Below are 14,342 nucleotides of genomic sequence, written 5' to 3'. Positions count from 1 at the left end.
TTTTGGTTTTAGGGAGACACCCATGATGAAGCGGATTTTCCTGGCTGCGATCGTTGCCACCTTCGCAGCCGGTTCGGCGCTGGCGGACGACACTTGCGAGAGCAAGGCCGTCGGCAAGGATGGCAAGGCGCTCGCCGGCGCCGCCAAGACCTCGTTCATGAAGAAGTGCAAGGAGGACGCCTGTGCGCCCAAGGCCGTCGGCTCCGACGGCAAGCCGCTCGCCGGCGCCGCCAAGAACAGCTTCATGAAGAAGTGCGAGATGGGCGCCTAGCGCCTGCGCATTCGCGACCTTTCTGGCGGGCGACCAGCAAACGAGCGACGCCACGGCCGGGCCTGTCCCGGCCATTCTCGTTCTGATTTCCCAAACAGGAGAGACAAAAGACTTTCGCCACCTGGGCGCGCATGACAACCCTAGACAGACAGCCTCCGCTGACGGATCATGGAGTGCTGAGCGAACCGGGGCGCATCGACGAGGCTTCTAGCACAGGGTGGTCGAGATGTGGCAATTTGGAGTACGTAATCAGATCATGGCGACCGTGAGCGTGCTGTTCGCGCTGCTCATCAGTCTCGAAGCCGCACACGCGAGGGGCCCCGGTCTGCCCAACGTCATGGTTCTGGCAACCGGCGGCACGATCGCCGGCACCGGCGCAAGCAGCACCACCGTCGTCGGCTACACCGCAGCCACTGTTGGCATCGACACCCTCCTCAACGCCGTCCCCGAACTGAAGACGGTGGCCAACGTCAAGGGCGAGCAGGTCTTCCAGATCGCCAGCGAGAACATGAACAATGACTACTGGCTCAAGCTTGCAAAGCGCGTGAACACGCTGCTCGCGCAGGACGACGTCGATGGGATCGTGATCACCCACGGCACCGATACGATCGAGGAAACCAGCTATTTCCTGGACCTCGTGGTCAAGAGCAGGAAACCTGTCGTCGTCGTCGGCGCAATGCGACCATCGACCGCGATCAGCGCGGATGGACCGATCAACCTCTACAATGCGGTGATCCTCGCAGGCAGTGAAGAGGCGGTCGGCAAGGGCGTGCTGGTGTCCCTCAACGACCAGATCAACGCGGCGCGCGAGGTGACCAAGACCAATACATCGACGGCAGACACCTTCCGCACGCCGGAGCTCGGCTTTCTCGGTTACATGCAGGGCAACAAGCCGTACTTCTACCGTCAGTCCACGCGCCGGAACACGGTGGATTCGGAATTCGACGTCTCCAATCTCGATACGCTGCCGCAGGTCGACATCGTCTACGGCTACGCCAACATGAACCGGGTCGCGGTCGACGCCTTTGTCGCCGCGGGAGCAAAGGGGATCGTGCATGCCGGCGTGGGCGATGGCAGCCTTGCCCGGCCCGCGGTCGAGCCGGCGCTCGACGAGGCCCACAAGAAAGGTGTCGCGATCGTTCGCAGCAGCCGCGTCGGCAACGGCATCGTCGCGCGCAATGGGGAAGCCAAGGACGACGAACACGACTTCATCGTCTCGGATACGCTCAATCCTCAGAAAGCGCGGATCCTGCTGATGCTGGCGCTGACCAAGACGAGCGACAGCAAGGAGATCCAGCGGATGTTCTACACTTATTAGAGCATCCGAAGCGATGCAGCGGCTGGGCTCGATGAGGCCGGTTCAATCGATGTGATCCGCGAACTCCGGACACCTCTCCCGAAGGGAGAGGTGTCCCTGAGCCAGCGATCGAACCTGAGCCATCGCTCGCTTTTGCGGAAGGGTCGCGCCGCGCATGGAAGCATCAAGGTGCGGTACGAAATGCTAGCTCCGCAGCCCCGGCGCTTCCTGCCCGGTGCGCGCGACGTATTCCGTGTAGCCGCCGCCGTATTGGTGGATGCCCTCGGGCGTCAGCTCGAGCACGCGGTTCGACAAGGTCGCGAGGAAGTGGCGATCATGCGAGACGAACAGCATGGTACCTTCGAAGTCCGACAATGCGGTGATCAGCATTTCCTTGGTGGCGAGGTCGAGATGGTTGGTCGGCTCGTCCAGCACCAGGAAGTTCGGCGGGTCGAACAGCATCTTCGCCATCACCAGCCGCGCCTTCTCGCCGCCTGAGAGCACGCGACAGCGCTTCTCGACGTCGTCGCCCGAGAAGCCGAAGCAGCCGGCCAGCGCGCGCAGGGAGCCCTGCCCCGCGGTCGGAAACTGGTCTTCCAGCGACTGGAACACGGTGCGCTCGCCATCGAGCAGATCCATCGCGTGCTGTGCGAAATAGCCCATCTTGACGCTGCCGCCGAGCGCCACGGTTCCCTCGTCCGGCTCGCTTGCACCCGCGACGAGCTTGAGCAGCGTCGACTTGCCGGCGCCGTTGACGCCCATCACGCACCAGCGCTCCTTGCGGCGGATCATGAAATCCAGCCCGTCATAAATCCGCTTGCTGCCATAACCCTTGTAAACGTTCTTGAGCGCAACGACGTCCTCGCCTGACCGCGGCGCCGGCGGGAAGTCGAAGGCAATGCTCTGGCGGCGGCGCGGCGGCTCGACCCGCTCGATCTTGTCGAGTTTCTTCACCCGGCTCTGCACCTGCGCGGCGTGCGAGGCGCGCGCCTTGAAGCGCTCGATGAACTTGATCTCCTTCGCAAGCATCGCCTGCTGGCGCTCGAACTGCGCCTGCTGCTGCTTCTCGTTCAGCGCACGCTGCTGCTCGTAGAATTCGTAGTTTCCGGTGTAGGTGGTGAGCGAACCGGAGTCGATCTCGACCACTTTCGAGATCACGCGGTTGATGAACTCGCGGTCATGCGAGGTCATCAGGAGCGTGCCTTCGTAGTCGTGCAAAAACTTCTCCAGCCAGATCAGGCTTTCAAGATCGAGATGGTTGCTCGGCTCGTCGAGCAGCATCACGTCGGGACGCATCAGGAGAATGCGGGCCAGCGCCACGCGCATCTTCCAGCCGCCGGAGAGCTTGCCGACGTCGCCGTCCATCATCTCCTGGCTGAAGCCGAGGCCGGACAGCGCCTCGCGCGCTCGGCCGTCGAGCGCATAGCCGTCGAGCTCCTCGAAGGCGTGCTGCACCTCGCCGTAGCGGGCGATGATCTCGTCCATCTGGTCGGCCTTGTCGGGGTCGGCCATGGCGGCCTCGAGCTCGCGCAGCTCGGCCGCGACCTCGCTGACGGGACCTGCGCCATTCATCACCTCGGCCACGGCACTGCGGCCGGACATCTCGCCGACGTCCTGGTTGAAGTACCCGATGGTGATGCCGCGGTCGGTCGAGACCTGCCCCTCATCTGGCAGTTCCTCACCGGCGATCATCCGAAACAGCGTGGTCTTCCCGGCGCCATTGGGGCCGACGAGGCCGATCTTCTCACCTTTGTTGAGGGCGGCGGAAGCTTCGATGAACAGGATCTGGTGGCCGGCTTGCTTGCTGACGTTGTCGAGGCGGATCATGGGCTCATTTGGGGGGAATTTTGCGTTGCAGCGTCATAGGCCATGCAGGCCCCCAGGGGAAGCCCGGCGGGGTACGGATTCGCCGTCGAAAGCACCAAATTCCTGCAATCCGGCCCGTGGCTTAGGCCTTGTAGACCTCGACCGTCTGCATCATGCCCATCTCTTCGTGGTTCATCATGTGGCAGTGGAGCATGAAGACGCCGGTGAAATCGAGGAAGCGCGAACGGAACACGACCTCGCCGCCCTTGCGCTCCACGATGACGGAATCCCGCCATTCCGGCGTCGCCAGTGCCTTGCCGTTGACCGAGACCACCTGAAACGGGTTGGTGTGGATATGGAAGACGTGGTCGTCATGCTCATGCGTGTTGACGATGGTCCATTCCTCCACCGCGCCCAACTTGACCCGATGATCGATCCTGCCGGGATCGAACTTCTTGCCGTCGATGAAGAAGCTGAACTCCTGCCAGTGGCCGGCGGCATCGGCTTCCGGCGCGGTCGCAGACAGCACCACCTTGCGGCGATTGGTGATCTCGCTGTCCTTGATGCCCGCAAGCGGTGGCGCCGGCAGCGCAGCCGGCAGCTTCATCTCCGTCGGTGCGCCCGACACCACGATCCGCGCCAGCGGCCCGACCGGTGACGGATGGCCCTGGTCATAGGGCGCCGCGTTGAAGGCATAGGTGCCTGGGGCGCCGGCCTTCACCAGAATATCCGCGCGCTGGCCGGGCGCGATGAGGAGCTGCTTTAAAGGCTGTACCGCGCCCAGCTGGATGCCGTCATAGGCGATCGCATGGAGATCGTGCTTCTCGAGATCGAGCAGCATGTCGTCCTGATAGGCCGCATTGAGGATGCGCCAGCGCTGCACCTCGCCGGGGCGCATCTCGATCACGGGCCGGCGCTGGCCGTTGATGGCGAGGAAGCGCGTCGCCGTCTCCGGGAACAGCGTCTCGAAGTCCTCCACCATGCCGTTGGCGTCAAAGACGACCTGGGTCAGCACCATCAGCCGCTCGCGTGCGGAGGTGATCTCAGGCACGCCGGCGAAATCGCCCTCGACGATGAGGGCGCCGACCATGCCGCTCGACATCTGGATGTCGGCGCTGCCGTGGTGGTGCGGATGATACCAATAGGTGCCGCTGGTGTGGTCCGCCGGCAGCGCGATCTCGATGTTGTAGCTGTGGCCCGGCGCCATCGAGCGCATGACGTTGTCGGCGATCCCGCTCGGGCTCGCATGCGCGCCGTGGAAATGGAAATTGGTGTTGTTGAACTGGTGCGGATGGCTGATATCGGCAGGCAAGCCGTCGCGGTTCGGCGGCAGATCGTTGATCAGCTTGATCCGCAGCGTCTCGCCGGGCTTCATGCGCAAGGTCGGTCCGGGACTGCCGCCCTCATAGGACCTGACATAGAGCCTGACGCCGCCGAGCTGGCGATAGGCGTAGGCGCAGCGCAGAGTCGTGCTCAGCACGCCACCCACCGACCTGCGGACCTCGGGCTCCACTAACACCTGATCCGTCGCCGGAACCTCCGCTTCCGGCACCATGCCCATGGTCGGCGACATGTCCGCGATGTGGGATACGACCCCATGCTCGTGCATTGCATGCTGGGCCCTGACCGTTCCTGCGATCAGCGACAGGGCCCCGGCCGCGCCGATCAATTGCCGTCGCGACAGCAGCGGTGCGGTGTCGTCAGCTGAGCCGTCGTTCCGATCCTGCCGCATGCGTTCGCGCTCCAGTTGAGTTGCGAACCGTCTTATTCGATTCGACTGCAAATCAGCAGGAAAAACGCGACTTCTCAATCCGGGCACGCGCAGCGTGCGACGTGTTCATCGGATAGTAACGTCCTGCCCGTTTCTATGCGTGCGTGACGAATCATGATAGGTGCGGGCCGGCGTCGGTCGCACCTATGGTTGCGATGCCGTGAGCATCGTGCCACTGAAGACCTCGTACAGGGATGAGATCATGCGGCCTTCGCGACGCGAGTTCGTGAAGTGGGTATCGGCGGGCGGCATCTCGGTCAGCATGTCGCATCTCGCGGCGGCGGCAAGCGCGCCGTTTGCGGCCCACGAGACGCTTCCCGGACGCGGCAATTTCAATCCGGCAACCAAGGGCGCCGGCCGCGTCGATGGCATCGCAAAGGTCACGGGCGCAAAGCTCTACGCCTCCGACTTCCGGGCCAACGACATGCCGGGCTGGCCGCAAACCACCTCGCACGCGATCCTGGTGCGCGCCAATGACGCCACGCACGTCTATACCGGCATGGACCTCGCTCGCCTCGGCGGCGCGCTGAAGCCGTCCGTCGTCGTCACGGCGGCGGATCTCGACCGCATCGGCACCGAGGTGCCGGAGTTCTATGCCGGCGATCTGTTCTGCCCGCCCGGCAAGACGCCGCTTTATCTGGGCCAGCCCGTCGCGCTGCTGATCTTCGAAAGGTTCGACGCCTTCGACCAGGCCCGCCTCGTGCTGCGCGATGGCGCCTTCGTCAAGTCAGGCGAAGAAACAGGACCGGTGATCGCGCCCGATTACGGCTCCTACCGCTTCACCCGCGTTGCAGGGCCCTCGCCCGACAAGCCTGACGTCTATTCGCCGATCCAGGCCGGCTGGGTCTCACCGAAGAAGGTGCAGAACACCGCGCTGCCGGTGTGGACGCCGCTCGCGAGGGAGATGCCGGCGGACTACGTCAAGGCGGCCAAGCTCGGCGATCAGATCCGCGCCGAGCTCGCAGCGGACAACGCCTCGCTGCTCGTGCTCGACCGAGAGTTCGAGACGCAATCGGTCGATCCGATGTTCCTGGAGCCGGAATGCGGCCTCGCCTGGTACGCAGGCGAGGGCGGCAATCTCGAGCTGGTGCTCGGCGTGCAGTCGCCATACGAAGCCGCGGAATCGCTTGCGCATCTGCTGGCCAAGGCGCACGCGCCCTACAAGCCCGCGCATATCAACGCGCAGTTCGCCCATGTCGGCGGCGGCTTTGGTGGCCGCGACCACACGCCGTTCATCCTCTATGTCGCGCTCGCCGCGATCTGCTTCCCGGGCAAGCCGGTGCGGCTCGCACATGACCGCTACCAGCAATTCCAGGGCGGCATCAAACGCCACCCGATCAAAATGCGTTCGCGCATCGGCGTCGACCGGACAACCGGCCTGATCAAGGCTTTCGCCGCCGATCACGTGCTGGATGGCGGCGGACTGCAGAACTTCTCCGCCAACGTTGCAGTGGTCGCCGCCACAGGCGCAATCGGCATCTACGACATTCCCAAGGTGGACGTCACCACGACCGCGCTGCATTCGCGCGGCGTCACGGCCGGCTCGATGCGCGGCTACGGCACGCTGCAGACCATGACGGCGCTCGAAGCGCTGATCGATGAAGCGGCCTCCGAGCTCAAGCTCGACCCTATCGAATTCCGCCGCCGCAATGCCCTGAAGCAGAACGGCCGGACCATGACCGGCAATCCCTACATCGTCTCGGTGCGCACGCCTGAGATTCTCGACAGGCTAGAGAAGCACCCGATCTGGCAACAGCGCGCCGAGTTCAGGCAAACCACGGGCGACCGGCTGGTCGGGACCGGTGTTGCCTGCGTCACCAAGGATTACGGCTCAGGCGCAGATTGCTCGCTCGGGCGCGTCGAGCTCGGCGCCGACGGCAGAATCGCGATCTTCTGCGACCATGTCGAGATGGGCAACGGCATCGGCACGGCGCTCGCGAACCGCGTCGCGGGCCATCTCGGCGCCATCGCCGACGAGGTCTCGGTCGCGCGCGTCGACAGCTACGACGTGCTCGGCCTCGTCACGTCAGGCGACCCCTACACGATGGACCAGAAGACGCAGGATGCCGCGGAGCGCAATCCGCGCTGGGTCCCGGCGATCTCCTCGGCCACCTCGGCCTCGATCGGCGCCCATGTCGGCACGCACTCGTCATCCGAGGCTGCCCGCGTGATCTTCCGCTTCGGGCTGTGGCCCGCCGCGCTGGAGCTGTGGCGCATTCCGAAGACCGACCCGCGCGCCAATCAATCGGCGCATGCGAGCTGGCAGAACGGCGCGCTCACCATGACCGGCCACGAGCCGCTGCCGCTGGCGAGACTGGCCGCAACCGCACATGCGCGCGGCTTCGTCACCGGCGCGGTCGCGCATAGTTTTTCGCGCTGGGCCTGGTCGCGCGCGCGCTTTCCCCTGTTCGGCGAGCAATACCGCGCCGAGATCGACGCGCTCGCGATCCGCCGCGGCAACGGCAAGTTCGAACGCATCAACCGCTCGAGCGTCAAATTTCCGCCGACCGACAACAACCGCATCGGCACCGCCTACACCTCGATGTGCGGCACGCTGGTCCGCGTCGAGATCGAACGCGCAACGGGCACGATCCGCATCGCCAAGGCCTACAGCGTATTCGAATGCGGCACGGCCCTGGTCCCTGAAGTGGTGATGGGCCAGTCCCATGGCGGGTTCGCCATGGGCGTCGGCTACGCGTTACTCGAATCGCTGCCGCCCTTCGAGGGCGGCCCTGGCAATGGCGAATGGAATCTCGGCCGCTATCTCGTCGCACGCGGCTCCGACCTGCCGCTGCGCGATCTCGAGATCGAGATGCTGAAGCCGCTCACCCCGGACGAAGCCCCCAAGGGCATGGCGGAGGTCGTGATGATCCCGATCGTGCCGGCGCTGATCAACGCGATCCATGACGCCACGGGTCATCGTTTCCGCGCGCTGCCGGTGACTGCGAGCCTTTTGAAGGGAGTGTTGGCGTGACCACCCTCAGCCTTACCATCAACGGCCACAAACACGGCCCGATCGACGTCCGCGACGATCTCTCGATGAACGATTTCCTGCGCGAGATGCTCGGCATGACCGGCACCAAGTTCGGCTGCGGCGCTGCGCAATGCCTGAGCTGCGCCATCATCGTCGACGAGCCGGACGGCTCGAGCTACACAAGCCCGACCTGCATCGCGCCGGCCGTGAATTTCGACGGCAAGTCGATCCGTACCGTCGAGGGCCACGCCAAAGACGGCCAGCTCTCGGCCCTGCAGCAGGCCTTCATCGATCACTTCGCCTTCCAGTGCGGCTATTGCACCGCCGGCTTCCTTGGCGAGGGCCAGGTGCTGCTCGAACGTCTTTCGCGCGCGCCTGTCGTCCGCGAAGCGCTGGAGCAGACCATTGCGGATGCGCTCGACGGGCATCTGTGCCGCTGCACCGGCTACATCAAATATCACGAGGCGGTGCGCGATGTGATCCTTGCCGATGCAGGCCGCTATCTCGTCGCCACCAAATGAGACCGCCGGGAATGATCAACGCACGGGTCAAGATCGCCGTCGTGGTTGCCGCCCTGACGAGCAGCTTCTGCGCAGGCTACGCCGCGTCGGACACCACAAGTCACGCCCTCGCCTCGCCCGAAAGCTTTGCCGGCATCACGGATACCGAACAGCGCTCGGCCGCGATCTTCACCGAACTCGGGAAGGTGCTGACGCATCCGCGCTGCACCAACTGCCATCCGGCCGGCGACAGCCCGCACCAGGGCGACACGCCCCGCCTCCACCAGCCGCCGGTGACACGCGGCGCCGACGGCCATGGCTCGGCGTCGATGCGTTGCAACACCTGCCACCAGAAGGCCAATTTCGAGCCCGGCCGCATTCCCGGCCATCCCGAATGGCACCTCGCTCCCCGCGAGATGGCCTGGGAAGGCAAGACGATCGGCGAGATCTGTGAGCAGATCAGGGACCCCGCCCGCAACGGCGGCCGCAAGGTGGAGGATCTGATCGACCACATCGGCAAGGACACGCTGGTCGGCTGGGCGTGGAAGCCTGGCTTCGGCCGCTCACCCGTACCGGGGACGCAAGAACAGGCCGGCGCGCTGGTGGAAGCCTGGGTGAAGACGGGAGCCGCCTGCCCCGAGCCGTGACCGGGTCGGCCTCGCCTGCATCGTAGGACAATCGTAACCAGTCGCGGCCGAGAATGCCGGGCGTTTTGCGTCTCTGGCAGGTTCGCGCGTGAAAGAGAATAGATCGGTTCCACCCGGCAGCCGCGATGAATGGCTCGATCTCTTGCGCGCGCTGGCGGTCAGCCTCGTGCTGGCCTCGCATGGAAGCTGGTTCTTCGCGCAGCCCGAAGAGAGCGTCTTTGCCAATGTCACGGCAACGCTCGGCGTCGAGATCTTCTTCGTCCTCTCCGGATTCCTGGTCGGCGGCATCCTGTTCGAGCAGGTCATGTCGGGCGCGTCCTGGCACAGCCTGCTTCCGACCTTTTGGGTCCGCCGCTGGATACGGACCTTGCCGAGCTACTACCTGTTCCTCGGCCTCAACATCCTCATCTACCAGCGTTCGGGACTGCCGCCGCTGGCTCCTTACTTCGCGTTCCTCCAAAACTTCGCGCATCCCATTCCGGCATTCTTTCCGGAGTCCTGGAGCCTCGCCATCGAGGAGCTGTTCTATCTGTTCTTCCCGCTGATCGTGATGGCATTCGGCAAGCTGCACGGTCGCTCGATCAGAACCTTCATCGCGGCGGGCGCCTTCGTCTTCCTGATCTCTCTCGCGACACGGATCGGCGCCGTCATCCTGTTCGAGCCGACGATGGAGACTGGAATCAGGAAGGTCGCGATCTTCAGGCTCGATGCCATCATGACCGGCGTGTTCGCCTATATCGCGATCAAGTGGATCAGGCCGTCACACAAGCCGGCACTTCTCATGGCGGGCCTGCTCGTCCTTGGGTTCTCGATCGTCATTCTGGCGAAGCCCCAAGCGGAGCTGGATCACAGCTTCTTCGCCAGAACAGTGCTGTTCAACCTCTTGCAGCTGTCGGTGGCCCTGCTCATCATCGCCGGCGTCGGTCGAATTCAGCTCCCATACGGGACGGCGAGCGTGACCGCCTTATCGAAATGGTCCTACTCGCTGTATCTGATCAATCTTCCCGTGATCATCGTGATCCATTCGCTCTGGCGACTGCAGCCGCACGCCTCCGTGGCGACGCTCATGTCAGCCGTTCTCTATGCGAGCATTTGCCTGATCCTGGCCGCCGGGCTTTACCATTACTTCGAACGGCCGATTCTAAGCTGGCGGGATCGAAAGACCCTGGGCAGATCATCAGACATGCTGCGTTGCGAACTGCGCTCTTGAAACCACCATTCAGGTGATGCGCGCTTCAACCCGTCGCACCCAGATCCGGCGGAGCCGCGATCATGGTCTTGAACAGGTGGAGACGTTCCTCGATGAGCCACGCGAACGCGAAGCCGCGCTTTGGGAATGCCGGACTGCACGATCGGCACGCAGCCCGGCTCCCCTCTCACCGGCCGCCCTCGCTACTGTTGAGATCCGCCCTGCTGCGTGTTGGCGGAGCCGCTATTCTGGCTCGGCGAAGCAGACGGATTGGATCCGGGTGTGCCCGCCGGAGCAGACCCCATGCCGACTGTCCCTGAATTCCCTGGTCCACTCATGGCTTCAAACACCGACATCCCGTGCGGACCGATTGTCATGAGCACCGGGTTGCCGTCGCTCGATTTGGCCTGCACGACGAACGACCGGGCAACCACCTTCACATCAGTGAAGCCGGCCTTCTGCAGATCCTGGCGGATTTTCTGAATTGCATCGGCATCCTGCGTTTGACTGTTGTTCTGCGCGGCATCCGCCGGGCTGCGCTGATCGTTCTTGCTCGATGCTGCATCCATCTGCGAGCTGTTGGCGGGAGCAGTGGTTTGCGCGAGCGCGGGCGAGCCGAGGAAGGCCAGCATTGTTGCCACAGCGAGGGCTGATTTCATGAGCGTACTCCTTGGTTGAGAGATTCGCGTAACCGTCCTGCAGCCCTGATCGTTCCTAACAATGGCGCTGCCTCGTGGCTCGCGTCACGACTCAGACCGCGCGCATGTGCTCGGCATGAGCTGCCCCGTCTTGCGTCGCAGATTCCAATTTTTTGGAACGACGGCGAAGCTTACGCGTCTCTGGGAAAAGAGCCGCACCCATGTCTTCACCCCTCTCGTCCGCATCGCCCCCGCCCGTGACGGATCGCTGCCCCAAATGCCGCCATCCGCTCGACCTGGCTGACAAGATCTGGAACATTGAAACGACGCGCTTCATTCGCGTGTACGAGTGCCGATCTTGCGGAGAGTTGGTCTGGGAGGATTGAGGCTGCCGCGCCAGAGCCGCTCGTGCCGACGAAATCTGTGCGTGCTACATCGATGCTGACTGCTGACAGGGCGCTGTCAGCAGCGCGGAGTTACGAGGCGGTCCTCGCATAGCCATACGGAACCCCGGGAGATCGCGTGAAACTTGCTTCGACCCGTCTGATTGCTGCTGACATCAAGGCGCTTGTCGGCTTTTACGAGAACGTGACCGGCAAAACGGCGGAGTGGCTGGCGCCTGTGTTCGCCGAAATAGTCACCCCTTCGGCAACACTCGCCTTCGGTAGCGTCGAGACGGTCGCGCTGTTTCAGGCGGGCAGCGCGGAGCCTGCGGCCAATCGAACCGCAATCATTGAATTCCAAGTCGATGACGTGGAGAGCGAGTTTGCGAGATTGAGAGATCAGGTGGAGGTGGTGCACGCGCCAAAGCTGATGCCTTGGGGAAACCTCGCGGCTCAGCTTCGTGATCCCGAAGGAACGCTCGTGGGACTGTACACGCCGGTCAGCGAAGCCGCCAAACAACGGTTTGGATCGCGATGACCTGGCTCGACGCCGGCGTCAGTGACGCTTGAAATACTGCACGTCGCGCTCGTGCTTCTCGGCCGCCGCCCGGCTTTTGAACGTGCCGAGATTGCGGCGCTTGCCCGTCTTGGGATTCACCTTGCGCGAATAGAGCCGGTATTCGCCTGACGCGAGTTTGCGGATCATGCTTGCGCCTCCTGATTGCTGCGATGTCAACGGTGACTGCCCCGGCAGGTTCCGGTTCAGGGCTCGAGCCCTGACAGGCGCTCGAGCAGCGCCAGACTCGGCGCGACGTCCGCGTCGACCGCAATGCCGCTGGCGATCTCGAATGCGGAGGACAGGCTGCGCATCGCGCCCATCAGGCCGAGCGCCGAGAGCCTTCGAACTTTTCCATGGCGATATCCCTGCAGCGATCAGGCGCGCTGCATCAGCTTGAGCACGGCGGTCAGGCGCAGGCTGCGCTTGCCCGCAAGGGCCGTTGCTTCCAGCACCGCGCCCTCGCCATCATAGGCGCCGGAGAAGCCGATACCGACCTCGTGGCCGCCAAACACCGGATCGTCCCTGGCGGGCGTGTGCTCCTGGTTGAGGATCTGGCCCTTCCAGCGGCCGTTCGCGGCGGTGTAGCTGCCGAGATAATAGAAGGAGGCGTCGCCGCCAAGGATCCGGCCGCGGTTGAGCAGCATGACCCCGGTCAGCCCGCCGTCGAGGCCGTCCAGCATGCGCAGGTGGACCGAGTAAAGCCCGTCGGTGATGCTGCCTTCCCCGACGCCGCCGGCGATCGGCACCTCTTCCTCCGCGATCGGCGTCATCAGCGACTGGAAAGGCACGCCGGGCAGCTCCTTCAACTCGCCCTTGAAGCGGTAGAGATCGCCGTCAGCAAAACCCTTCGCGATCAGCGTCGCATCATCGGTGCCGGCCATCGCGCGGTAGTTCGGATCGGGGTTGTGGCGGACCGTCTTGATGACGATGTCGACGCCGTCTGCGGTCTTTTCATAGGTGCCGATATGGGCGAACGCCGAATTTCCGCCGAGCATCTTGCCATTGCCGGCATGCATCACGCTCCGGCCGACGCTGTCGCCGAGCTGAAATCGCACCTTGTAGAAGCCTTCAAACACCAGCCGTGCCCCCGGCTCGCGCGCATCTTGCAGGCACTCTATCCCGGTTTGGGCTGCGATGGACAGGCTTCGCGCCGACATAGCGGCCAGACCGACAACAACGGTTTCATCGGACAGCAAAAATCCGCCGGAGCCTTTCCAGCTCCGGCGGATTGAAAGCCACCCGGGCCTGTGTTCCGGTCCGGGCGGAGAGACCTTAGGCGACGGCCTTCTTGTCGGCAGGCACGGACGCGATCGTCTTCAGGATCTGCGAAGCGATCTGGTATGGGTCGCCCTGCGAGTTCGGACGGCGGTCTTCCAGATAGCCCTTGTAGCCATTGTTGACGAAGGAGTGCGGAACGCGGATCGACGCACCACGATCAGCCACGCCGTAGCTGAACTTGTTCCAGGGCGCGGTCTCGTGCTTGCCGGTCAGACGCTTGTCATTGTCCGGGCCGTAGACGGCGATGTGGTCCATCAGGTTCTTGTCGAAGGCGGCCATCAGCGCCTCGAAATACTCCTTGCCGCCGACGGTACGCATGTACTCGGTGGAGAAGTTGGCGTGCATGCCGGAGCCGTTCCAGTCGGTGTCACCGAGCGGCTTGCAGTGGAACTCGATGTCGATGCCGTACTTCTCGGTCAGGCGCAGCATCAGATAGCGGGCCATCCACATTTCGTCGGCGGCTTTCTTGGAGCCCTTGCCGAAGATCTGGAATTCCCACTGGCCCTTCGCGACTTCCGCGTTGATGCCTTCATGGTTGATACCGGCAGCAAGGCAGAGGTCGAGATGCTCTTCGACGATCTTGCGGGCGACGTCGCCGACGTTCGAATAGCCGACGCCGGTGTAGTACGGGCCCTGCGGCGCCGGATAGCCGGACTCGGGGAAGCCGAGCGGACGGCCGTTCTTATAGAAGAAATATTCCTGCTCGAAGCCGAACCAGGCGCCGGCATCGTCGAGGATGGTGGCGCGCTTGTTGGAGGGGTGCGGGGTCTTGCCGTCGGGCATCATGACTTCGCACATCACGAGCACGCCGTTGGTACGGGCGCCATCCGGGAACACGGCAACCGGCTTCAGCACGCAATCGGAGCTGTGGCCTTCCGCCTGCTGGGTGGACGAGCCATCGAAACCCCAGAGCGGAAGCTGCTCGAGCGTCGGGAACGACGAAAATTCCTTGATCTGGGTTTTGCCGCGCAAGTTCGGAGTCGGCGTATATCCGTCGAGCCAGATGTACTCGAGCTTGTACTTGGTCAT

The 14,342-nt window shown here is 63.9% G+C and carries 13 protein-coding genes and 1 pseudogene; 7 read left to right on the top strand and 7 right to left on the bottom strand.

Translation table 11 applies throughout. The features are described from left to right. Nucleotides 1–22 precede the first annotated feature (22 nt). Both ACVIIW_RS25810 and ACVIIW_RS25805 read left to right on the top strand, forming a co-directional pair. Nucleotides 23–271 carry a hypothetical protein gene (locus ACVIIW_RS25810; protein WP_148753029.1) on the top strand — a complete coding sequence of 83 codons (249 nt, stop codon included), beginning with the start codon at nucleotides 23–25 and terminating at the stop codon, nucleotides 269–271. 256 nt (nucleotides 272–527) lie between these two features. Then, nucleotides 528–1,589 carry a type II asparaginase gene (locus ACVIIW_RS25805; RefSeq protein WP_456703312.1) on the top strand — a complete coding sequence of 354 codons (1,062 nt, stop codon included), beginning with the start codon at nucleotides 528–530 and terminating at the stop codon, nucleotides 1,587–1,589. Between the two features lie 183 nt (nucleotides 1,590–1,772). Here the strand turns inward: ACVIIW_RS25805 and ACVIIW_RS25800 are convergent, their stop codons facing one another. Next, entirely contained in the window at nucleotides 1,773–3,395 is a 1,623-nt protein-coding gene (locus tag ACVIIW_RS25800; RefSeq protein WP_456703311.1) for an ABC-F family ATP-binding cassette domain-containing protein, read from the bottom strand. A gap of 121 nt (nucleotides 3,396–3,516) precedes the next feature. Then, entirely contained in the window at nucleotides 3,517–5,106 is a 1,590-nt protein-coding gene (locus tag ACVIIW_RS25795; RefSeq protein WP_456703310.1) for a multicopper oxidase family protein, read from the bottom strand. A 241-nt stretch (nucleotides 5,107–5,347) separates the two neighbouring features. Here ACVIIW_RS25795 and ACVIIW_RS25790 point away from each other — a divergent pair, with 241 nt between their 5' ends. From ACVIIW_RS25790 to ACVIIW_RS25775, 4 genes are all read left to right on the top strand, one after another. Continuing rightward, on the top strand, nucleotides 5,348–8,119 hold the full coding sequence (locus ACVIIW_RS25790; protein WP_456703309.1) for a xanthine dehydrogenase family protein molybdopterin-binding subunit: 2,772 nt from the start codon (nucleotides 5,348–5,350) through the stop codon (nucleotides 8,117–8,119). Further along, nucleotides 8,116–8,640, top strand: a complete 525-nt coding sequence (locus ACVIIW_RS25785) for a (2Fe-2S)-binding protein (protein ID WP_456703308.1) — start codon at nucleotides 8,116–8,118, stop codon at nucleotides 8,638–8,640. Before ACVIIW_RS25790 ends, ACVIIW_RS25785 begins: the two co-directional genes overlap by 4 nt. A gap of 11 nt (nucleotides 8,641–8,651) precedes the next feature. Beyond that, a complete protein-coding gene (locus ACVIIW_RS25780) occupies nucleotides 8,652–9,266 on the top strand; it encodes an Isoquinoline 1-oxidoreductase subunit (protein WP_456703307.1) in 615 nt (204 codons plus the stop codon). Nucleotides 9,267–9,354: 88 nt separating this feature from the next. After that, nucleotides 9,355–10,476, top strand: coding sequence for an acyltransferase family protein (locus ACVIIW_RS25775; protein ID WP_456703306.1), 1,122 nt, complete (start codon nucleotides 9,355–9,357; stop codon nucleotides 10,474–10,476). Nucleotides 10,477–10,658: 182 nt separating this feature from the next. On the opposite strand, the gene ACVIIW_RS25770 is transcribed toward ACVIIW_RS25775, so the two are convergent. After that, entirely contained in the window at nucleotides 10,659–11,114 is a 456-nt protein-coding gene (locus tag ACVIIW_RS25770) for a hypothetical protein (protein ID WP_456703305.1), read from the bottom strand. Between the two features lie 501 nt (nucleotides 11,115–11,615). On the opposite strand from ACVIIW_RS25770, the gene ACVIIW_RS25765 reads away from it, so the two are divergent. Beyond that, nucleotides 11,616–12,014: a VOC family protein gene (locus ACVIIW_RS25765; RefSeq protein WP_456703304.1), complete on the top strand. Its 399-nt coding sequence runs from the start codon at nucleotides 11,616–11,618 to the stop codon at nucleotides 12,012–12,014. An 18-nt stretch (nucleotides 12,015–12,032) separates the two neighbouring features. On the opposite strand, the gene ACVIIW_RS25760 is transcribed toward ACVIIW_RS25765, so the two are convergent. From ACVIIW_RS25760 to ACVIIW_RS25745, 4 genes and pseudogenes are all read right to left on the bottom strand, one after another. Next, nucleotides 12,033–12,182 (bottom strand): hypothetical protein, encoded by a 150-nt coding sequence (locus ACVIIW_RS25760; RefSeq protein ID WP_084292415.1) that lies wholly within the window; start codon nucleotides 12,180–12,182, stop codon nucleotides 12,033–12,035. Nucleotides 12,183–12,256: 74 nt separating this feature from the next. Then, nucleotides 12,257–12,355: pseudogene (locus ACVIIW_RS25755) on the bottom strand (ABC transporter substrate-binding protein); the annotation flags it as partial. 54 nt (nucleotides 12,356–12,409) lie between these two features. Further along, nucleotides 12,410–13,111: a GrlR family regulatory protein gene (locus ACVIIW_RS25750; RefSeq protein WP_456705267.1), complete on the bottom strand. Its 702-nt coding sequence runs from the start codon at nucleotides 13,109–13,111 to the stop codon at nucleotides 12,410–12,412. Nucleotides 13,112–13,307: 196 nt separating this feature from the next. Then, a complete protein-coding gene (locus ACVIIW_RS25745) occupies nucleotides 13,308–14,342 on the bottom strand; it encodes a glutamine synthetase beta-grasp domain-containing protein (protein WP_456703303.1) in 1,035 nt (344 codons plus the stop codon).

The sequence above is a fragment of the Bradyrhizobium sp. USDA 4449 genome, assembly GCF_054056275.1.
This window is presented reverse-complemented; position numbering and strand designations above follow the sequence as displayed.

What these genes read in the sequence shown, in the direction of transcription:
- ACVIIW_RS25795 (WP_456703310.1), bottom strand. Translation starts at nt 5,106, where the DNA reads ATGCGGCAGGATCGGAACGACGGCTCAGCTGACGACACCGCACCGCTG.
- ACVIIW_RS25800 (WP_456703311.1), bottom strand. Translation starts at nt 3,395, where the DNA reads ATGATCCGCCTCGACAACGTCAGCAAGCAAGCCGGCCACCAGATCCTG.
- ACVIIW_RS25760 (WP_084292415.1), bottom strand. Translation starts at nt 12,182, where the DNA reads ATGATCCGCAAACTCGCGTCAGGCGAATACCGGCTCTATTCGCGCAAG.
- ACVIIW_RS25805 (WP_456703312.1), top strand. Translation starts at nt 528, where the DNA reads ATGGCGACCGTGAGCGTGCTGTTCGCGCTGCTCATCAGTCTCGAAGCC.
- ACVIIW_RS25770 (WP_456703305.1), bottom strand. Translation starts at nt 11,114, where the DNA reads ATGAAATCAGCCCTCGCTGTGGCAACAATGCTGGCCTTCCTCGGCTCG.
- ACVIIW_RS25745 (WP_456703303.1), bottom strand. Translation starts at nt 14,342, where the DNA reads ATGACCAAGTACAAGCTCGAGTACATCTGGCTCGACGGATATACGCCG.
- ACVIIW_RS25780 (WP_456703307.1), top strand. Translation starts at nt 8,652, where the DNA reads ATGATCAACGCACGGGTCAAGATCGCCGTCGTGGTTGCCGCCCTGACG.
- ACVIIW_RS25810 (WP_148753029.1), top strand. Translation starts at nt 23, where the DNA reads ATGATGAAGCGGATTTTCCTGGCTGCGATCGTTGCCACCTTCGCAGCC.
- ACVIIW_RS25790 (WP_456703309.1), top strand. Translation starts at nt 5,348, where the DNA reads ATGCGGCCTTCGCGACGCGAGTTCGTGAAGTGGGTATCGGCGGGCGGC.